A 20,194-nucleotide genomic window follows, 5' to 3' on the forward strand; every position below is an offset into this window, starting at 1 on the left:
GGCAATTGTATCAATTTGTAAAAGATGGTTGACGTTTGTGCCAATCGGTGGCCTGTTCGTAGGCGTGGGCGACGTGAAATAATTGATCTTCGCGCAGCACATTACCCACTAATTGTAAACCAATTGGCAAACCTTGCCCATCAAAACCGCAGGGAAGACTTAACCCGGGTAAACCGGCTAAATTGACGGGAATAGTCATTAAATCCGATAAATACATACTCAGAGGGTCCGCCGTTTTTTCCCCGGCTTTAAAAGCTGTGGTCGGTGAAGTGGGAGAAACTAACACATCTACCGATTGAAAAGCTCGATCGAAATCCTCTTTGATCAAAGTCCTCACCTTTTGTGCTTTCAGGTAATAAGCATCATAATAACCCGCCGAGAGGGTATAGGTTCCCAACATAATCCGGCGCTTGACTTCCGCACCAAAACCCTTGGCGCGAGTCTTGGTGTACATATCAATCAAACTATCGGCATCTTCCCGAATACCGTATTTAACCCCATCGTAACGGGCTAAATTCGCCGATGCCTCCGAGGGGGCGATAATGTAGTAGGTGGGCAATCCGTAACGAAAACGGGGACAGGAAATCTCTTTAATCGTGGCACCGAGGGCCTTTAACTGCGCTAAAGCTTGATTAACTGCCTCGGCAACCACCTGATCCAACCCTTCCCCGAAAGTTTCCTTAATTACGCCAATTTTTAACCCTTTTAAACTGGTTTTCAGGAATTGGCTATAGTCGGGAATCGGCAGATTGAGACTGGTAGAATCTTGGGGATCGTAACCTGCGATCGCTTGTAATAAAATCGCCGCATCTTCTACGGTACGACCAAAGGGACCGATCTGATCAAGAGAAGAAGCGTAAGCCACCAAACCAAAGCGAGAAACTAAGCCATAGGTCGGTTTTAGCCCAACAACGCCACAAAATGAAGCCGGTTGACGAATTGAGCCACCGGTATCCGATCCTAGGGACACCACGCATTCTTGAGCGGCCACAGCCGCAGCCGAACCCCCCGAAGATCCCCCCGGCACCCGGGATAAGTCCCAAGGATTAGCAGTAACGTGATAACCGGAGTTTTCGGTGGAACTACCCATGGCAAACTCGTCTAAATTGGTTTTACCGACGATAACTGCCCCTAAATCCCGTAATTTTTGGGTAACGGTGGACTCGTAGGGGGGGACAAAATTCTCTAAAATCCGAGAAGCGCAGGTGGTGGGGATACCCTTGGTGCAGAGATTATCTTTTAATGCGATGGGAATACCTGCTAACAGATGCAGAGATTCACCTCTGGCGATTTTCTCGTCCACTTTTTGGGCTTGTGCGAGGGCTAAATCCGGGGTTAAATGGAGAAAGCTTTTTACTTGTGGTTCGATCGCTTGAATACGAGCGAGAAATTCTGTGGCGATTTCGACGGCTGTTTTTTCTTTATTAACGAGTTGTTGATGCAGTTGACGAATCGAAGTCATGTTCAGTTACCGGTTACAACCACCGTCAGGAGCAAGCAACAACCCCGGACAGCAAAGACTATTTTAGCGTCAGTTTGGCTGTCGGTCAGCTAATCCCCTAAAATTAAAGGAAAGCCTCGCAGGAAAACTAGAGTTATGACTTTTAATATCCGACAATTAGATAATTTAGACTACGATGAAGCCGAACCCTTACTAGAAGATTATATTACTGGAGCGATCGAAGAATATATCAATTCGCCCGAGGGAGAGGCCTATTATCAAGAAAAAGAAGAAGGTGGTGGTTGGATTGCTACCTTTGTCGAGTTGGGCTATCTCTATGAAGGTTATACCCTTGCTACCATGACTAAAGCATATGTGCAGATCTTAATGGAGAAGATTTTACCACGCAAAATTACTATCCTCGATCCGACGGAAACCGAAGATGCTATCCCTGAATTAATTAGTTTTTGGCAATTTTTGGGACGAGAATATAAATTAACTCAGGCTAAGGCTATTATTAAATATTTAGAGCAATTAGGCGATCGCTTTGGTCAACTGATGAACGATCCCAACAGTGCCGGTTTTATGAAAAATCTCCTGTTACAAGCGCATCAGCAGGGTTTTGATATCACCAGTCAGGAGGGTTTAACAGCTTTTCAAGAAAAATATAATGCTGAACAAAGTGCTAAACAGCAAGCGGCAGCAACATTGAAAAAAACGCCCCCAGCTGTTCCTAAATCGGAAAATGTTCCCAAGGCAATGCAGGCCAAATATCAAGAAATTACCGCTATTACCGATAAATTTGCCGCTAAATATCTTAATGAAGAATACGCCCAACTTATTCGCCAATTAACCGCAACTTTAGCTCGTAAGCGTCCCTCTCCCCTAGAAAAAGGTAAGGCTAATTCCTGGGCTGCCGGCATTACTCACGCCCTAGGAATGGTCAATTTTCTCTTCGATCCTACTCAAAATCCCCACATTTCGGCCACAGAACTTTATAAAGCTTTTGGGGTTGCTCAAAGTACAGGACAAGCTAAATCAAAACAAGTGAGAGATTTACTGAAGATGTCCTATCTTGACTCAGAATGGGCTTTACCAAGCAATTTAGAGAACCATCCTAGCACTACTGTCCGGCAGTTAATCAGTACCATGCTCGGTGATAGTTAGGGTTTGCGATAAAAAGTCTGTTGGTGGAGTCAGGAGGCACTCTTGCAGCAGTAGATTTCTGAATGACCCAATCTCGATCGAGCTTGCAGACTAGACTCTAGTTACCTCTCCAGTTAAACTATAGTAGTCAATAGTTATAAAGTTTTAAACGATCACCTATTGTCAGCCTTTTTAACTGGTCACTTTATTACCTACCTATGTTAGACAGTTTCTCCCCCCAAACCTCTAGCGTCGTCCTCGCTTCCGTGGCGGACTATTTCAAAGTCCTGTCGGAAGTCAGTCGCCTACAGATTCTCAGTTGCTTGCAATTAGGCGCGATGAATGGTAAAGAAATCGCTGAAGCTACCGGACTAGGTCAAGCCAATCTCTCCAAACACCTGAAAGCTTTAACCCAAGCGGGAATTATCTCGCGGCAACCCCAAGGAGTCAGCGTTTACTATCAAATTACCGACCCCGTGATCTATGATCTCTGTCAGGTGGTTTGCGATCGCATTAGTCAGCAAATGCGTCAACGGGCCCGAGAATTCGAGAGTCTGCCGGCTTTCCATCTCCCTAAATAAAAATCGCTAAACCCTTGACATTTTACCTCAATTATGATAAGGAAAAATTTCCATGCTCGTAGAAAAACTTTGTCAACGCTATCGGGAGGGAGAAAGAGATTTTCAGGGGATTAATTTGCGGGAAGGCGACTTAACTAATATTTCCCTCCCAGAAGTCGATTTTTGCCGTGCAGATCTGCGACAGGCCCGGTTAGGAAAAATACGCCTCGCGCGATCGCTGCTGAGGGAAGCGGATTTAAGTGAGGCGATTCTCTGGGGAGCAGATTTAAGTCAAGTGGACTTTTATCGAGCTTGTTTACGCGATGCGGACCTAAGCGGAGCTAATCTCATCGAAGCCAATTTAGAAGCCACTTATTTAACCAAAGCCGTCTTAAACGGTGTTAATCTCAACAGTGCTAATCTCCAGCAGGCCCTATTAATCGATACGGATTTTCGCTCCACTTCCGACCAACGCACGGACTTGGGCAAAACTAACTTTTGCGGAGCCGATCTCAACTATGCTAATCTGAGCGGATCCCTGTTATATCGAGCCAATTTCGCTGATTGCCGACTTTGCCGGGTTAATTTTCGTGCTAGTCCCGAAAGAGACGGATTTATCACCGATCTCACCGGGGCCAGTTTCCGGGGTGCGGATCTCAGTTATGCGGATTTGCGCGGGGCAATTTTAGAAGATGTGGACTTAACTGGTGCTGATTTAACCGGGACTTTGTTTTAATCTGGGAAGCTTTTTCAGTAAACAGTAATCAGTAAAAAGATGTCATTTCACTTAAAACTCAAATCTGATCACTGATAACTGCTCACTGATAACTGATAATTGAAAGTCGATTTATTTAAAACCGACGGATGCTTGCCAAACAAAGGCCAGCAAGAGGAAAAATAGGGGAATCAGGGGCAACACATCGACTAGGGGGTCGAAAATTTGGTATGCTTCCGGCAATTTGGCGAACAAAAGTGCAGTTTCCATCTCTCTATCTACCTTGACAAGAAAATTTTCAAACGTTTCCTGAAATTTTATCACGTTGGGGTAACATCTACGGCATCCTCAAGCCAAGGGGCAAAATCTTGGGCAAAAGTCCCCCCTAAGATAGATTGACGAATTTCACGGGTAAATCTGATTAATTCGGCGATATTGTGCAGAGATAAGAGAATATAACCCAACATTTCCCCCGATTTAATTAAATGATTCAGATAGGCACGGCTAAAGTGTTGACAGGTGTAACAGGGACAAGTCTCGTCTAAAGGGGCGAAATCCTCCTTAAAACGGGCATTTTTGAGGTTCCAACGCTCTCCCCGCACCAAAGCTGTGCCATGGCGACCAAAACGGGTGGGAATAACGCAATCAAACAGATCTATGCCACTAGCGATCGCCTTGGCCATTTCTCGATAGGTTCCCACTCCCATCAGGTAACGGGGTTTATTTTCGGGGAGTAAAGGGGCAGTTATCTGGACAATGCGATGAATTAGGCTCGTTTCTTCCCCCACACTCACGCCACCGATAGCATAACCGGGTAAATCGAGTTTTACTAAAGATTCCGCCGCCGCTGCCCGTAAATCCTCATAGATTCCCCCTTGTACTATGGCGAATAAAGCCTGTTCTTGAGGTCGTTGATGGGCCGTCAGACAGCGCTCTAACCAGCGATAGGTGCGTTCTATAGATGCTTTCATGGTCTCATGACTGACTCCCGTGGGGGGACATTCATCGAAGGCCATAATCACATCAGCACCGAGGGCATTTTGAATCTGAATCGATTTTTCCGGCGTGATTTCGATTATTCTACCGTCCCGGGGCGATCGAAAGGTGACTCCCGACTCTTTAATTTGCCGGAGTTGACTGAGGCTAAATACCTGAAATCCACCCGAATCTGTTAATATTGGCTGATTCCATGCCATAAAGTCGTGTAAACCTCCCGCTTTCTCGATGATACTTTCTCCGGGCTGCAGATGCAGGTGATAGGTATTAGCGAGAATCATTTGCGCTCCCGTGCTGGCGATTTGAGCGGGGGTCAAACCTTTCACCGTGGCCAAAGTTCCCACAGGCATAAAACGGGGTGTTTCTACCGGTCCGTGGGGAGTATGCCAAACCCCAACCCGCGCACCAGTTTGGGGACACTGGGCGATTAATTCAAAGGAAAATCCCACTGTTTCAGTTATCAGTTATCAGTTATCAGTATTTTTGCTCGCTGCCTAAAAGGGGCAATCGTTGTCGTCTTCGTCTTCAAACTGCACATCCCACTTAGCAGAAAGAACCTGAGTAACCATAGCTTCAAGGGTATCGGCATTGAGACGGGCTTTCATATCGGGATCTTGCAGTGGATTACTCAGGGGAATTAGCCGTAATTGCCGATTGTCTTGAACCAGATCAAAATAGGTTTCACCGTCGGGAGAGCGGGTTAGACGCAGATAATCGAAGCTATAGGTATTCAGATAAAGACTGTAGTTAGCAACTAGGGTGCTTTGCTGATAATCGGCGAAAACTTCCACTATCCATCCCTCTCCTTCACTCTGAATCACCCCTTCGAGACTATGGATGTAGCGAACTCGTCCGATATCATCGAGGAGACGACGCATATCTTCTTTAGCGATGACCACGCCAGAGTCAATAATACAGGGGGCGGGCAGGGGCTGTGAGGGCGGATGATAGTTCATAGGGATTGCCAGTAAAAAAATTTTCGTTAATAACCCACCGGAGGGGTTTCCACCGATTCCTGTTGCAATTTTTTTCGGGTTACGTCTCGATCTTAACCCAATCCGCTAGAACTTTTCACTGTTACTTAAGATTAAGACCGAAGAGGGATGATTAATTTCTGCTTACTAAATATTTACCTAAAATGTCGGCTTGAAGGAACCCTCGGTTTTACCCTATCCCTTATGGATAACTTTCTTAACAATTTTGTCAGTAAGCACTCCAACCCTTATCCTGACTTGATTTCAGTTTTTTCTTTGTCAGTAAGGGTGTCAACAAGGAATATTACAGATTGTTAACCGAATCTTGAAAGCGCTGTGGTACAAAGGGTTGAAATGTTAAGAAAGATGTGACTAATGGACAGGGTTTTACCGAGGGATGAAAGGCCAACCAGTATAGAACAGCACTTCGACACATTTCGACTGCCAGCTAATGCTAAAACTCGATATTAGAGATATAACCCCACAATTAGAGCCTACTAAAAAATGTGTAGGTTTAGACGTGGGACTAAAAGATCTTGATGCTGACAGCAACGGGAATACAGTAGAGCCTCCTAAGTATTATCGAAAATCAGAAAAACGCCTTAATAAACTGAATAGAAGAAAGTCGAAAAAGTTTAACAGAAGACAAAAGCAGTCAATAACTACAAAAAAGCTAGACAAAAGTACGCCAAGGGACATTTTAAAGTAAGTAGGCAGCGAGAAGAGTTTGCTAAAAAATTGGCACTCCGTTTAATTCAGTCAAACAACTTGATAGCTCAGGTCGATTTAAAAGTCAAAAACCTTGTGCGTAATCAAAAACTAGCCAAGAGTATTAATGACGCAGGTTGGTCGCCATTAAGAAAATGGCTTGAGTATTTTGGTATTAAATATCGCCGATTAACTATTGCAGTTAATCTAGCCTATACAAGTCAAGAATGCCTTAACTGTGGTCGCTTAGTCAAAAAGTCTCTATCAGTCAGAACTCATGTTTGTTTGTGTGGGTATATGGAAGATAGGGACAAGATGGCGCCATTAAATATACTCAAAAAAGCTACGATAGGGCATATTGGAAACTGGCACCTCGACTTGCGCTCAGTTTGGGGAGATTTAAGCTCTATCTTGGTTGGTAGTAATACGGCTCGAGTGAGCCTTACCGAACTCCTACCAAGACAACTTAAGTCAATCAACCAAGAATCCCTCGCATGATTGCGATGGGAGTGTCAACTCACTGGTCCAGGAAAGCTTAACTTTTCTCCTTGTATATAATGCTACTGACCGATGATCTACTTCTAGACTACCAACGTTGTCAACGCCGTGGGTTTTTAAATCTCTACGGCAATAGCCAAGAAAAAGACCCTGAGCGAGATTTTTTGCTTAAATTGCGTCAGGAGAGTCAAAGTCACGTTAAAAAAGTCCTGCAAGACTCCTATCCGGATTATTGTTCCTTGACTACTCCCAGCACGGATATTTTAGCCGCCGCTAGGGAAACGGAAGCTTTGATGGGTCAGGGGGTACCCTGTATTTATCACGGAGTCCTTTTACAATCCGGCTATCCCGTCTCTTTAACCGGTTCCCCCCATTTATTAATTAAACAGACAGGAGAGTCGAAATTTGGCGATTGGATTTATTATCCCCTCAATATTCAACTCGGTCGCCGTCCTAAGCCTGAATATAAGATGCTGGCTACTTTTTACGCCTATTTATTAGCCAGTATGCAGGGAGTTTTTCCCAATTACGCCGAAATTGTCCTACGTCGTCATAATCGCTATCGGGTGGAATTGAATCTCTGGTTAACTAAACTAGAGGAAATAATCAAAAAGTTCGGCGAAATGGTGATTAATCGGCAAGAACCAGAAGTTTTCATCTCGCGTCAGCGTTGCAGTTTATGTCATTGGTATAGTCACTGTTATGGTATCGCCCAAGCGAGTCAACATCTTTCTTTAGTCCCGGGGGTAACTCCCAGTCGTTACCAATTTTTACAGTCTTTGGGGGTTTCCACCATGGAATCCCTGGCACTTACCTGTCCTACTCGTACGCGGGAGGGGATGGGGTTAGAGGTGGCTAATCAGTTACAATTACAGGCCCAAGCAATTATTGAAAATCGGGCCTTTCGCAAAAGCAACGGCAAAACTGCCTATTTGTCCCCCCTACCGAGGGCCGAGATTGAATTTTATTTTGATATCGAAGCGGAACCAGAACAGAATTTAGATTATCTTTTGGGGGTTTTACGCGTTGATTATCGGGTTAATACCCAGCAATTTTATCCCTTTTTGGCAGAAAAGCCAGAAGATGAAGGCAGGATTTGGCAGGAATTTTTAACCTTAGTCATGCAGGATTATCAAGCACCAATTTTTCACTTTTCTGAGTACGAAGTGGAAACAATTAAGCGATTAGGTTATCTTTATAAAACCCCTTCTTCTTTGATTAATCAGTTAGTTTCTCGCTGTTTTGATCTGCACTATCATGTAGTTAACTCGGTAACTTTTCCCGTGGAAAGTTATTCTTTAAAATCCCTGGCTAACTGGATTGGCTTTCAATGGCGCGATCGAGGAGTAAGCGGGGATCAATGCGTTTGGTGGTATGACCAGTGGTTAAAAACAGGAGATCGGACTTTATTGGCGGCTATTTTACGTTACAATGAGGATGATTGTCGCGCCACCTTTAGGCTAAAAGACTGGCTTGTAAACTTTTTAATTTGATTCTAAAGATTTATGACAAATAGGGAAGAATGTAACCGCTGCTACCCGTAGCCGTCAAGGGAAAATGATAGGCTATGGATGTGAAAACAGTCCCCTCACCCAATGGTGATCCCCATGTTCTCCCCACTTTTTCCGCTTCTACTCCTACTGCTTTCCTTCCTTAGTCTTCTCTGGTATCAAAAGACCGATAATGATATTTTTAAAGCTCTTGCCGTTAGTAGTTTGATTTTTGCAATTATTTGGGGCTTAGTTCTCGTTCATTGGTCAATTCACCTGCTGGGACTGCTGTTATTGTTAAAATTCAGAACCCCCGCTTTCAGTTTGGTGCGCGTGCCTAGATGGTGATGGTTTGACCCTAATCTTCTAACTGTTGGCTAGGTACTTCGATCGCCTGTACATCGATCGTACCGGGAGGGGTGAGAATAATAAACTTACCCCCTGCCACTTTTAATGGTTCACCACAGTTAGGACATTGGCATTCCGTGCGATTAAAACCCGTAAATTCGTAGCTACAGACGGGACAGCTATCTTCAACTAAATTGCGTCGCAACCACCAGCGAAAAATTCCCCAAGCAATCACAGGGGAAAATATCAGGAATGCCACGAGAATTAAAAAACTATTGACTAACCAACCCAGTCCGATCGAGCCTAACAACAATCCGACTAAAATCAAAGATAAGAAACAACCCAAACCAGAATCATTGACAGAATAGCTGCGGAAAAAGTTGTTATTCACGGCTCAACCCTCGATTCATCAAAGCTGCAATTATCTTTAACCTAACACACTCCCAACACATTGCCACGGTTAAATTTTCTTTTTGACTCACCGGTTCCTCACTCTATTCTGCCTTGGCTTTAGTTTTGAGCGAGATTATCCGGAATAAACTACCTCAACCCGCTATGCTGAGGAGTGGGTCGTCTGCTGGCTTCAACTTGTTATAATAGTTACTCCCTATCCACCATATCTCTAAAAACCATGAGTGATCCTCGTTTATCTCTAGTGGCAGCTGCCCGAAGATTTTATCAACTGGGTTGGATGCTTGGCACGGCAGGTAATTTGTCCGCTAAAGTTGATGATCATAGTTTTTGGATTACTGCCAGTGGCAAAAGTAAAGGTAAACTCACAGAAGAGGATTTTGTGCGCGTGGATCTGACGGGAAAAGTCAGGGAATTAGCTCATCTGGATAATCGTCCTTCGGCAGAAACTAGCATTCATCAGGTGATTTATTGTCTCTTTCCCGAAGCACAAGCTTGTTATCATGTTCACTCGGTGGAAGCGAATTTAGTTTCCCGTTTTGCTCGCGAGGATAAGTTATCGTTACCTCCCTTAGAAATGTTGAAAGGTTTGGGTATTTGGGTAGAAAATCCTCAAGTATTTATGCCAGTTTTTGCTAACTATCTCGATGTGCCGAAAATTGCCGCAGAAATAAAGAGTAGATTCTCAACTTTCCCCCCAGAAATTCCCGCTTTACTGATTTCTTACCATGGCGTGACAGTTTGGGGTGAGTCTCTAGAAACTACTGAGAATTATTTAGAGATAGTCGAGTATATTTTTCGCTATCTAGTGGCAGCCTATCAAGTGAAACCTTGCTAAACCTTCATTTAGACAAGGCAATCAGAAAAAAAATTGCCGATATTTGCCAAGGCGCCACCCAGATTCGAACTGGGGGTAAAGGTTTTGCAGACCTCTGCCTTACCACTTGGCGATGGCGCCGATCAATAGAAGTCTATCATAGCATAACAGATGACAGTTTGCCAAGAGTGGAATACAAGGGTCAAGCGATCGATCTATAATTTATGGAGCGGTTCTCTAATCTAGTGGGGTATTTTAGGCTTTAAAAAGCGATTATGATGAGAAATCCAGGATATTTACTAACTTTTATCGGTTTATTAGCTTTAGGCTTGCCAGTACAGGCTAATAATGCCGTTTACCTTAGCCAAAGTTCTAATACTGCCGCTACTTTCGACAGTTATCGTCAAGAATGTTTACAAAGAGCGCGTAGGGAGGGGTTAGCTGCTGATGTGGCAAAAGATCTATGCGACTGCACGATTAAAAAATTCCAAGCTCGTTACAATCTACAGCAATTCCGCGCCCTCGTGCAGAAGTCGAAAACCGATAAGGCTGCCGCTAGGACTTTATCCAGTGTGGGAGAAGCTTGTTTTGATGAGATTTTGTATGAATAGCAGTTATCAGTGATCATTTATCAGTAAACAGTTATCAGTTATTAGCTTTTTCTCTCCCTTCTTCCCGCTCCCTTCTCCCTTCTCCCCAATTCATAATTCATAATTCATAATTCCCCTTTCCCCTCTCCTAGGGTGTTGAAAACGCTTACAGACCTTTTTAACCGCAAACACGCACCCTACAAGCTGTATTAAGATTAAACTAATACAAGTATATCAGAGGCGGTAAGAGTGGGTTTAGAACTAAGAGTTGCAATTTGAATAGCTGCTAGTGTACCTGTCCCGTCCCCATCAAAGAATAGTCTTCCAGTGATTGTATTATAAATTAAGCGATTGCTGGCATTTAATGCAGTTGTTCCTAACACAAATTGAGCGGCTGTAATCGCAACTCCTGCGGCTAAACCACTGCCAAAACCCGCAGCAGAGAGAGCAATTTTATCCCCCTGACTGGAGAGAAAATCAGTAATCGTATCAATCCCTTCATTGCGGTTGTTGAAGGTGAATTTATCGCCACCCGCACCCCCTGTTATGGTATCGTTACCAGTACCACCAATCAAGGTATCATTCCCATCACTACCATTAAGGATATTGTTACCACTATTACCGGTGATAACATTATTTAATGTGTTACCGGTTCCGTTAATATTTGTAGTACCAGTGAGGGTGAGGTTTTCTAGGTTATTACCGAGGGTATAAGTAACCGATGATTGAACAGTATCTGTACCTTGGTTGGCATTTTCCGTAATCGTATCGGTAGTAGTATCAACTTGATAAGTATCATTCCCTAAACCACCTACCAAAGTATCAATTCCTGTTGCACCATTAAGGATATTGTTACCACTATTACCGGTGATAATATTATTTAAGGTGTTACCAGTTCCGTTAATATTTGTAGTACCAGTTAACGTGAGGTTTTCTAAGTTATTTCCCAGGGTATAAGTAACCGATGATTGAACAGTATCTGTACCTTGGTTGGCATTTTCTGTAATGGTATCGGTAGTAGTATCAACTTGATAGGTGTCATTTCCTAAACCACCGATGAGGGTATCAATTCCTGTGCCTCCATTAAGGGTATCATTTCCCGCACTTCCTGTAAGGGTATTTTTACCACTATTACCCGTCAGGATATTGTTAGCAGCGTTACCTGTCCCGTTAATATTTGTAGTCCCAGTTAGGGTCAAATTTTCCACATTAGCAGGTAGGGTAGTGGTGACATTAGCGTTTAAGGTGTCGCTGATGGTGACAATTCCCTTGTTATTGGTAAGAGTTGCATTGACGGGATTACTGAGGTTAATGGCAAAAGTTTCGTTTGCTTCATTAAGGTTATCATTGAGGATGGGGATGCTAATAGTAGCAGTAGAAGTATTAGCAGCAATGGTGAGAGTTCCAGTTTTGCTAGTGTAATCTACATTAGCGGTAGCGTTAACGGGTGCAGTAGTATAATTGACGCTAATTGGTTGTGGATTGGGGTTATTGACAGTGACGGTGAGGATGGCATTATTATCTTTACCCTCGACAACGGTGATATTATTGATGGAGAGTTTGGAGAAATCATCATTGGTGATTGTCCCAGTAACTGGAGTGGTTGTACCTACTTTATAACCTGTCCCCGCAGCGAGGGTTAAAATAACAGTTTCGTTACTTTCTACTATTGTGTCAGGAGTGGGGTCAATTGTTACGGTAGCAGTGGTTGAATTAGCAGCAAAGGTGACTGTATTGTTAGTCCCTGTACGAGTGTAGTCGGTATTAAGAGTCGCTGTCCCTCCCAGGGTGTAATTGACGGTTAAGGGATTAGTGGTTACTCCGTTACGGGTGAAGGTATAAATCAGATTTGTTGTCCCGTCTTCGGTAACGCTTGCGGGAGCAACTGCTAGGGTGATATTACTTATAACATCACCGACACCGAATAATTGAACTGAATCAATTTCTTCCCAAGTCCTAGTATCATGATCAATATCAACGTTTATTTTTGCGCCAACAACCAGATAATTAGTTGGCTGAAAATTGACTCTAAAATTGACTGGATTTCCTGGTAAACTAGGATCAACTCCAGACCAAATAGAGTGATAAACACCTTGATTATCTAATAAATCAATGCTTCTGACAAATCCATTTCCCCAGGTTTCGCGAATTTCTATACCGTCAGCATAAACTGGTGTAGAAAAACCAACGGTGATAAATTCATCAGCTTGTGCATCTCCATCACCATTTCGTGTGGATGGGGCCCATGATGTTGAAATATCTCCATAGCTAAAAGTATTGGGTTGACCTAAAGCTTGTTCTGCACTCCATGAAGATGAAGAATATTGAGAACTAAAAGCAATAACACTAGAAGCATATTGTCCAGTTGCAGAAGCGTTGGTAATTGTCCCCGTCACTGGAGTGGTGGTCCCTACTGTATAACCTGTCCCGGCAGCGAGGGTTAAAGCGACGGTTTCGTTACTTTCTACTATTGTGTCAGGAGTGGGGTCAATTGTGACGGTAGCAGTGGATGAACCAGCAGCGAAGGTGACTGTATTGTTAGTCCCTGTACGAGTGTAGTCGGTATTAAGGGTAGCTGTCCCTCCGAGGGTGTAATTGACGGTTAAGGAATTAGTGGTTAATCCACTACGGGTGAAGGTATAAATCAGATTTGTTGTCCCGTCTTCGGTGACACTTGCGGGGGAAACTGCAAGAGTAATACTAGGGAGTTCATCATCATTAATTGTCCCCGTAACTGGAGTAGTCGTACCTACTGCATATCCTGTCCCCGCAGCGAGGGTTAAAATAACAGTTTCATCGGGTTCAACTATTGTGTCAGCAGTGGGGTCTATTGTGACGGTAGCAGTGGATGAACCAGCAGCAAAGGTGACTGTATTGGTAGTCCCTGTACGAGTGTAGTCGGTATTTAAAGTAGCTGTCCCTCCGATGGTGTAATTGACGGTTAAGGAATTAGTGGTTACACCAGTACGAGTGAAGGTGTAAATGAGGTTCTGGGTGCCATCTTCTTGAAGACTGCTAGGAGAAACAGCCAGGCTGACACTGGCATCGTCATTGATAATTGTTCCTGATACCGCGTTCGTCGTTCCAATTTTATAGGAACCAGATGTCAAGGTAAGGGCAACAGTTTCATCTGGCTCTACAGTGGTATCTACGGTAGGATCAATTGTGAGAGTGGCTGTACTAGAACCAGCAGCAAAGGTCATTGTCCCAGAGGTGGCGGAAAAACTCGTCCCTCCGGTTTGGCTGTAATCCGTATTAAAAGTAGCCGTACCGCCAACTGTGTAATTGACTGTTAAGGCCTCGCTTGTATTGCCCGATCGAGTGAAGGTATAGATGAGATTGGGTGTACCGTCTTCTTGGACATTGCCGGGAGAGACCGCCAAGGTAACGGTAGAATCGTCATCCGCGATCGCCCCCGCTACAGCGCTTGTGGTACCGATGTCGTATCCTGTACCCAGTGCCAAGGTGAGAACTACGGTTTCATTGGCTTCAATTGTGCTATCGGCGGTGGGGTCAATCGTTACGGTCGCTGTACTTGAACCCGCCGCAAAGGTAACAGTGCCAGCCGTCGCGGTATAAGTTGCGGCTCCGGTTTGGGTGTAGTCAGTGTTGAGTGTAGCTGTACCACCAACGCTGTAGTTGACGGTTAGAGGCGTTGACAGCCCTCCTCTGCGGGAAAAGGTGTAAACGAGGTTGGTTACACCATCTTCAGTGACAGAGGAAGGGGATACAGCGAGGGTAACAGCCCAGTTATTGCCGACTTCAACCGATCCCCCCTCATTGAAAATCCCGTTCAGTGTTTGATTGCTGAGGATTGCACCGGAATTGTAGATAAACTCCCCTAAAGCAACGCCACCTATACCCGCTGTTCCTGGATTACCACGGGCTGCAAAAGAGCCACTGGCATTGCGCCCACCTGAGCCTCCTGAACCAGCAGAGCCGCCCGTTCCATCGGTGACGGAATGGCTGCCAACGACTACATTGGTGAGCGATGCCTGACCAGCATTGAAGATGCCACCACCCCGTGCATCACCGCCATCACCGCCATCACCCCCATCACCCCCGCGACCGCCGACAAAGTTGCCGACACCAGCGGCCCAACTTCCACTGCCGCCACTGCCCCCAAAACCGCCACGACCGCCTTTCGCTTGGTTATTACCGATGGTGCTGTCGGTAATTGTCATGGAGCCACTGTTGTAGATTGCACCACCCGCAACATCACCTCCATTGCCACCATTACTTCCATACCCTCCTTGGCGCGTCCCATTACCACTTCGTGCATCACTGCCCCTTGTGCCATTAACGCCGTCAATACCCAAGGCTTGACTATTTTCAATCTTGCTATTATGGATTCTCAGGTTGCCGCTGTTGTAGATGGCTCCTCCAGAGGTTGATCGTCCATTGATGATCGTTACTCCCGAAAGAATAAGAGAGGCACCGCTATGAATTTCAAAGAAACGATCCAAGCTGTTACCATCAAGAATAGTTAGATCCTTGCCTTGTCCTTGAATCCTTAGGGTTTTGCCTTGAAGCTGAATGTCAAGGTCATCGGCGGTGGCGAGTGTGTAGCGTCCCTCTCCCAACAAGATGGCTACATTGATGTTAGCGGTATTGGCTTGGGCAATAGCCTCTCGTAGGGATAAAAATCCGTCTGTACTGCTGGTGATGTCTTGCAGAGTGGTGACGATTTGGGTCGGCGTCGCAGATGAGACTACGCCAATGGTGAAGGCTTTATCAAAACTCAAACCGCCCTGGTCGGTGGTGCGAAGGCGGATGTTGTATGTTTTCTTGGTTTCAAAATCAAAGATTGCGTTGGTTTTGAGTTGGTTATTGGTAATGGTGAAGGCGTTGTTGTCGGTGCTTCCCGTCCCTGCGACTAGGCTATAGGTGAAGGTATTGCCAGTGTCGGGATCGGTACTGATCAGTTCACTGACCACTGTACCCACTGGTTGATCTTCAAGAATGTTCAGGTTAGCGAGGATGAGGTTTGTAGGTGCGTCGTTGTTAAGAATCGTGCCTGTGACGGCGCTAGTGGTGGCGATCAAATAGCCTGTCCCTGAAACGAGGGTTAAGGCAACAGTTTCATCGCTTTCTACTTCAGCATCATTCGTGGGGTCAATGGCGATCGTAGCTGTGCTTGCGCCCGCCGCAAAGGTGACGGTTCCTGTCGTCGTTGTGTAGGCTGTCGCGCCAGTTTGGGTGTAGTCGCTATTGAAGGTGGCAGTACCGCCAACAGCATAGTTGACGGTGAGTGCATTGCTGATGGCTCCGGTGCGGGTGAAAGTATAAACCAGGTTGGCGGTGCCGTCTTCGGTGACAGTGGAGGGAGAAACCGCTAGGGTGACACTGGTATCATCGTTGACAATAGTTCCCGTAACCGAGGTCGTCGTACCGATGGTGTAACCTGTTCCTGATGCCAGACTTAAAATAACAGTTTCATCAGCTTCTAAGGTGTTGTCAGCAGCGGGGTCAACTGTAACTGTAGCGGTGGATGAACCAGCAGCAAAGGTGACGCTTGAGCCAATGCTACTGTAATCATTGCCATTGATTGCCGTCCCCCCAATGAAGTAGTTAACTGTTAAGGCATTACTGGTGAATCCATTGCGAGTAAAGGTATAAACCAGATTTGTAGTCCCGTCTTCCGTAACACTGGCAGGAGCAACCGCAAGGGTAACAATCGTGTCATTATCAAGAATGGTGCCTGTTACCGCAGTGGTGGTGCCAATGTTGTATCCAGTACCAGCAGCTAAGGTCAGAGATACGGTTTCATGGTCTTCTGGTGTGGTGTCGCCAGTGGGGTCAACTGTGACGGTAGCGGTGGATGACCCAGCGGCAAAGGTGACGCTTGTGCCAATATTATTGTAGTCACTACCGTTGGTTGCAGTTCCTCCAATAGTGTAGTTTACCGTGAGGGTGTTAGTGGTGGAACCAGTGCGGGTGAAGGTGTAGATGAGGTTCGATGTGCCGTCTTCTGTAACACTGGTGGAAGAAACAGCCAGGGTGATGGTTGGGAGGTCATCATTGGTAATTGTTCCTGTGACTGCACCTGATGTGCCAACGGTGTAACCTGTTCCTGATGCTAAAGCTAAGGTGACAGTTTCATCCGCTTCCCCTATGGTGTCAGCAGTGGGGTCAACTGTAACGGTAGCGGTGGATGACCCAGCAGCAAAGGTGACGCTTGAGCCAATGCTACTGTAATCATTGCCATTGATTGCCGTCCCCCCAATGGTGTAGTTTACTGTTAGGGCATTACTTGTGAATCCATTGCGAGTAAAGGTATAAACCAGATTTGTAGTGCCGTCTTCCGTAACACTGGCAGGAGAAACCGCAAGGGTAACAATCGTGTCATCGTCAAAAATAGTGCCTGTTACCGCAGTGGTGGTGCCGATGGTGTAACCTGTTCCAGAAGCTAAGGTCAGAGATACGGTTTCATGGTCTTCTGGTGTGGTGTCGCCAGTGGGGTCAACTGTAACTGTAGCGGTGGATGACCCAGCAGAAAAAGTAACGCTTGTGCCAATATTGTTATAGTCAATACCATTAGTTGCTGTACCCCCAATGGTGTAGTTGACAAGGAGGGTGTTAGCAGTGGGACCAGTGCGGCTGAAGGTGTAGATGAGGTTAGATGTGCCGTCTTCTGTAACACTAGTGGGAGAAACAGCTAGGTAGATGAAAGTTGAAGGAACCAGGCGATCGTCATTAAATGGGTCGGCAAAGGATACCACCCCACTGGTCAATTGACTGCTCACACTACTGCTGTTCCCTCCCCCATCAGAGGAACCCCAGGTAACAACAGAGCCATCGCTTTTTAGCGCCGCAAAGGCAGCACCATTGGAGAAAATCTGGGTGACGCCGGATGTGAGTCTGCTGCTCACACTACTGCTGTTCCCTCCTTGGAACGACTTACCCCAGGTGACGACAGAGCCATCGCTTTTTAGCGCCGCAAATGCCCAACCATTGGAGAAAATCTGGGTGACACCGGATGTGAGTCTGCTGCTCACACTACTGCTGTTCCCTCCATAGTCATTGTAACCCCAGGTGACAACAGAGCCATCGCTTTTTAGCGCCGCAAATGCATATGTATTACCAACCTCATCCCGTGTCGCATAGTATCCATTTGCAATACTTCCCCTAACCACAGTCCCCGGCGCCACATCGTTATCCAAAATGGTGCCAGTCACCGCACTACTACTACCTATCGCATATCCCGTCCCTGCTGCCAAGGTTAGTGCTACCGTTTCATTCCCATCACTGACGGCATCCGAACTGGGATCTAAACTGAGAATAACCACACTAGAACCTGCGGCAAAAGTGACACTACCGGAAGTCGTGCCAAAACTGGCGGCTCCCCGTTGCACATAGTCGCTGTTAAAGGTGGCATTTCCACTGACGGTGAAGTTAACCGTTAGGGAATTGGTGGTATCCCCAGTGCGACTAAATACATAAAATAGGTTTTGTGGTCCATCTTCTGTAACCGTGCTGGGTGAGGTGAGGGATAAACTCACTGTTGGGTTGTTATACTCTACCTCCAAGTTTTGACCATTTACCTCTAGCCAACCTTGATCATCTTCGGTCTTCAATTCCGCTAATACAGTGGGAGATAACACCTCACCCTGCACTAATGCCGCAAAAATCGCCCCCTCATCTCCCGGACTATCAGTCTGATTGATTTGAGCATCCACATAATGCCCAATTTCTTCTAAAATTACATTAATTATCGCTGCTGACGGAGCTGTATTTAAAAAAGATGCTGATAGATAAATCTTATTCTTACTGCTGGAATATGCACCATTCGCCGTCCCCAAAACCTCATCACTGAGTACCTCAATCGGGGGAATTTGACCAAAATTTCGACTTTGCCACTGTTGTCGTAATTGCGTCGCTTTAACCACATCATAACTTGTGCCAAAAGCACTTTCTAAATTCACCCAAAAACCATCAGATTGAGCGAAATTGAACAAAACATCGTCAACAACAGGAAGAATCGGCAACAGTGTAGAAGTCATGACATTAACTGCAAAGGTTTATTGCTAACAGTTTTAGCCCAACAATCCCCAATTTTTCAAGGGTGCTATCACAAAAATTAACATTTATTACAAGAAAACGGGTTTCTCAAAGAAACCCGTTTTCTCATTTGTTGCAAAGATGCGATCGCTAACGTCAAACCTAGGCAGTTAAAGTATTTAACCAATTGATTAAATCTTCAACCGTAGAGAAGTCGAATAAAGCTTCTCCTAATACTTCAACATCATCAATACTTAACTGCATGATTTTAGTTTCCAATGAAGGATTAATCTCCCCTAACTTGCGTTTAATTTGACGAAGAATCAATGTCTTTTCCCGTTCAATACCTTGTTCAATACCTTGTTCGATACCTTGTTCAATACCTTGACGCATCCAACTGGTGGTAATTTGCATAACTCCCTCCTGTACGGGTTGACTAAATGTGCTAATCTCTTGTTGAAATTGTATCTCTTCGGCAGGATTTAGATTGATATATGTATCAATAAATCCGGAAATTAATTGCATTTTTGCAGGATTTAACTTTAAAGTAATTAACAAGCGCAGACATTCCGCTTTTACCTTGGCTCGCTCTTTCTCGGCAATGTTCATCTTCGCCATCAAAGCTGAAGCAACTGGATTCGGTTGATTAAGAAAATCTCGCCAATTTAATCGATTTAACTGCACTACCTGATAGTTAAATTCTAAGACTTTTAAATCAGGAAAATCGACTACATATTGACTAATCGCTGCTCTTTTTGGCTTTGAATAAGAAAAAATTACAATCGGATAAATCGGTAAGACAAATTTCTCATGAAAGCGAGCAAAATAAGTAAACATTCGCCGGTTAAACCACTTTCGGGAACTTTCCTGCGCCTCCAGATGAATCAGAAAAAAAGATTCTTTTCCTCGAAACTTAACTTGTGCGACTAAATCGCTTTCATACCTTTCTCCTTCCGTGACATCGGTGAATACTTCTTTGTCTAAAAAAGTAATCGATTCCCTATCTAAATAATCTATCAATTGAGGAAAAAATAACTCAATAAATTCGACAAAAAAGGTGGAGATTAACTCCTTAAATAAGCGGTCATGGTCAATATTATTAGTCATGTAATATCATCTTAACTAATCTGAGCGATGAATGACTACTCTTCTCGATTGTATTCTGAAAAGTCGGTTTTGGCAACGGATTGTTATGACCTCACCCCCTTAACCGACAGCGATTGCCAAATTCGCCCAAAATCCATCAGATTGAGCAAAATCGAACAAACTATCGTAAACAGCAGGAAAAATCGGCAACAGCGTAGAAGTCATGACATTAACTGCAAAGGTTTACTGCTAACAGTTTTAGGCCAACAATCCCCAATTTTTCAAGGTTGCTATCACAAAAATTAACATTTATTACAAGAAAACGGGTTTCTCGAAGAAACCCGTTTTCTAAATATTTTCTCGAAGAAACCCGTTTTCTAAATAAAGGCAATCACTCTCCCCAATTGATAATT

At 44.8% G+C, this 20,194-nt stretch carries 14 protein-coding genes, 1 tRNA gene and 1 pseudogene; 8 read left to right on the forward strand and 8 right to left on the reverse strand.

Features of this window, described 5'->3' with window-relative positions; genetic code table 11:
• Nucleotides 1–10: 10 nt before the first annotated feature.
• On the reverse strand, nt 11–1,462 hold the full coding sequence (gatA, locus tag H6G40_RS01850; protein ID WP_190537177.1) for an Asp-tRNA(Asn)/Glu-tRNA(Gln) amidotransferase subunit GatA: 1,452 nt from the start codon (nt 1,460–1,462) through the stop codon (nt 11–13).
• Between the two features lie 135 nt (nt 1,463–1,597).
• Between gatA and H6G40_RS01855 the strand changes: the two genes are divergently transcribed.
• From H6G40_RS01855 to hetL, 3 genes are all read left to right on the forward strand, one after another.
• Nucleotides 1,598–2,608 (forward strand): DUF6398 domain-containing protein, encoded by a 1,011-nt coding sequence (locus H6G40_RS01855; RefSeq protein WP_002738769.1) that lies wholly within the window; start codon nt 1,598–1,600, stop codon nt 2,606–2,608.
• Between the two features lie 197 nt (nt 2,609–2,805).
• Nucleotides 2,806–3,168 carry an ArsR/SmtB family transcription factor gene (locus H6G40_RS01860; protein ID WP_002738764.1) on the forward strand — a complete coding sequence of 121 codons (363 nt, stop codon included), beginning with the start codon at nt 2,806–2,808 and terminating at the stop codon, nt 3,166–3,168.
• Nucleotides 3,169–3,220: 52 nt separating this feature from the next.
• On the forward strand, nt 3,221–3,883 hold the full coding sequence (gene hetL, locus H6G40_RS01865; protein ID WP_069474748.1) for a heterocyst differentiation pentapeptide repeat protein HetL: 663 nt from the start codon (nt 3,221–3,223) through the stop codon (nt 3,881–3,883).
• 111 nt (nt 3,884–3,994) lie between these two features.
• Here the strand turns inward: hetL and H6G40_RS01870 are convergent, their stop codons facing one another.
• From H6G40_RS01870 to H6G40_RS01880, 3 genes are read right to left on the reverse strand one after another with little or no spacing between them, the layout of a single operon-like run.
• Nucleotides 3,995–4,132: a photosystem II reaction center protein K gene (locus tag H6G40_RS01870; protein WP_002739211.1), complete on the reverse strand. Its 138-nt coding sequence runs from the start codon at nt 4,130–4,132 to the stop codon at nt 3,995–3,997.
• 50 nt (nt 4,133–4,182) lie between these two features.
• Entirely contained in the window at nt 4,183–5,307 is a 1,125-nt protein-coding gene (gene tgt / locus H6G40_RS01875) for a tRNA guanosine(34) transglycosylase Tgt (protein ID WP_002747714.1), read from the reverse strand.
• 45 nt (nt 5,308–5,352) lie between these two features.
• Nucleotides 5,353–5,814, reverse strand: coding sequence for a hypothetical protein (locus H6G40_RS01880; RefSeq protein ID WP_002738355.1), 462 nt, complete (start codon nt 5,812–5,814; stop codon nt 5,353–5,355).
• A 463-nt stretch (nt 5,815–6,277) separates the two neighbouring features.
• Here H6G40_RS01880 and H6G40_RS23000 point away from each other — a divergent pair.
• The 3 genes and pseudogenes from H6G40_RS23000 to H6G40_RS23005 form a co-directional block, all read left to right on the forward strand.
• A pseudogene (locus tag H6G40_RS23000) lies at nt 6,278–7,038 on the forward strand (RNA-guided endonuclease InsQ/TnpB family protein); the annotation flags it as partial.
• Between the two features lie 59 nt (nt 7,039–7,097).
• Entirely contained in the window at nt 7,098–8,531 is a 1,434-nt protein-coding gene (locus tag H6G40_RS01895) for a TM0106 family RecB-like putative nuclease (RefSeq protein ID WP_002739370.1), read from the forward strand.
• 147 nt (nt 8,532–8,678) lie between these two features.
• Nucleotides 8,679–8,876: a hypothetical protein gene (locus tag H6G40_RS23005; protein WP_223210912.1), complete on the forward strand. Its 198-nt coding sequence runs from the start codon at nt 8,679–8,681 to the stop codon at nt 8,874–8,876.
• 10 nt (nt 8,877–8,886) lie between these two features.
• Here the strand turns inward: H6G40_RS23005 and H6G40_RS01900 are convergent, their stop codons facing one another.
• Nucleotides 8,887–9,267: a hypothetical protein gene (locus H6G40_RS01900; RefSeq protein ID WP_002738992.1), complete on the reverse strand. Its 381-nt coding sequence runs from the start codon at nt 9,265–9,267 to the stop codon at nt 8,887–8,889.
• A 240-nt stretch (nt 9,268–9,507) separates the two neighbouring features.
• Here H6G40_RS01900 and mtnB point away from each other — a divergent pair, with 240 nt between their 5' ends.
• On the forward strand, nt 9,508–10,125 hold the full coding sequence (gene mtnB, locus H6G40_RS01905; protein ID WP_002738720.1) for a methylthioribulose 1-phosphate dehydratase: 618 nt from the start codon (nt 9,508–9,510) through the stop codon (nt 10,123–10,125).
• Between the two features lie 49 nt (nt 10,126–10,174).
• Here the strand turns inward: mtnB and H6G40_RS01910 are convergent.
• A tRNA-Cys gene (locus H6G40_RS01910) sits at nt 10,175–10,245 on the reverse strand.
• A gap of 134 nt (nt 10,246–10,379) precedes the next feature.
• On the opposite strand from H6G40_RS01910, the gene H6G40_RS01915 reads away from it, so the two are divergent.
• Complete coding sequence (locus H6G40_RS01915; RefSeq protein ID WP_042791009.1) at nt 10,380–10,715, forward strand: hypothetical protein; 336 nt, start codon at nt 10,380–10,382, stop codon at nt 10,713–10,715.
• 194 nt (nt 10,716–10,909) lie between these two features.
• Here H6G40_RS01915 and H6G40_RS23010 read toward each other — a convergent pair whose 3' ends face one another.
• Together H6G40_RS23010 and H6G40_RS01930 are read right to left on the reverse strand one after the other, a co-directional pair.
• Nucleotides 10,910–18,697, reverse strand: a complete 7,788-nt coding sequence (locus tag H6G40_RS23010) for a Calx-beta domain-containing protein (protein WP_242028697.1) — start codon at nt 18,695–18,697, stop codon at nt 10,910–10,912.
• A 160-nt stretch (nt 18,698–18,857) separates the two neighbouring features.
• Nucleotides 18,858–19,802, reverse strand: coding sequence for a DUF4351 domain-containing protein (locus H6G40_RS01930; protein WP_069474750.1), 945 nt, complete (start codon nt 19,800–19,802; stop codon nt 18,858–18,860).
• Between the last annotated feature and the right edge of the window lie 392 nt (nt 19,803–20,194).

Origin of the sequence: Microcystis viridis FACHB-1342, from assembly GCF_014698335.1 — a bacterium.
Taxonomy (GTDB): domain Bacteria; phylum Cyanobacteriota; class Cyanobacteriia; order Cyanobacteriales; family Microcystaceae; genus Microcystis; species Microcystis ichthyoblabe_A.

Bases quoted from the DNA above. Each gene is read 5' to 3' on its own strand.
- gatA (WP_190537177.1), bottom strand. From the start codon at position 1,462: ATGACTTCGATTCGTCAACTGCATCAACAACTCGTTAATAAAGAAAAA.
- H6G40_RS01855 (WP_002738769.1), top strand. From the start codon at position 1,598: ATGACTTTTAATATCCGACAATTAGATAATTTAGACTACGATGAAGCC.
- H6G40_RS01860 (WP_002738764.1), top strand. From the start codon at position 2,806: ATGTTAGACAGTTTCTCCCCCCAAACCTCTAGCGTCGTCCTCGCTTCC.
- hetL (WP_069474748.1), top strand. From the start codon at position 3,221: ATGCTCGTAGAAAAACTTTGTCAACGCTATCGGGAGGGAGAAAGAGAT.
- H6G40_RS01870 (WP_002739211.1), bottom strand. From the start codon at position 4,132: ATGGAAACTGCACTTTTGTTCGCCAAATTGCCGGAAGCATACCAAATT.
- H6G40_RS01880 (WP_002738355.1), bottom strand. From the start codon at position 5,814: ATGAACTATCATCCGCCCTCACAGCCCCTGCCCGCCCCCTGTATTATT.
- H6G40_RS01895 (WP_002739370.1), top strand. From the start codon at position 7,098: ATGCTACTGACCGATGATCTACTTCTAGACTACCAACGTTGTCAACGC.
- mtnB (WP_002738720.1), top strand. From the start codon at position 9,508: ATGAGTGATCCTCGTTTATCTCTAGTGGCAGCTGCCCGAAGATTTTAT.
- H6G40_RS01915 (WP_042791009.1), top strand. From the start codon at position 10,380: ATGATGAGAAATCCAGGATATTTACTAACTTTTATCGGTTTATTAGCT.
- H6G40_RS23010 (WP_242028697.1), bottom strand. From the start codon at position 18,697: ATGACTTCTACACTGTTGCCGATTCTTCCTGTTGTTGACGATGTTTTG.
- H6G40_RS01930 (WP_069474750.1), bottom strand. From the start codon at position 19,802: ATGACTAATAATATTGACCATGACCGCTTATTTAAGGAGTTAATCTCC.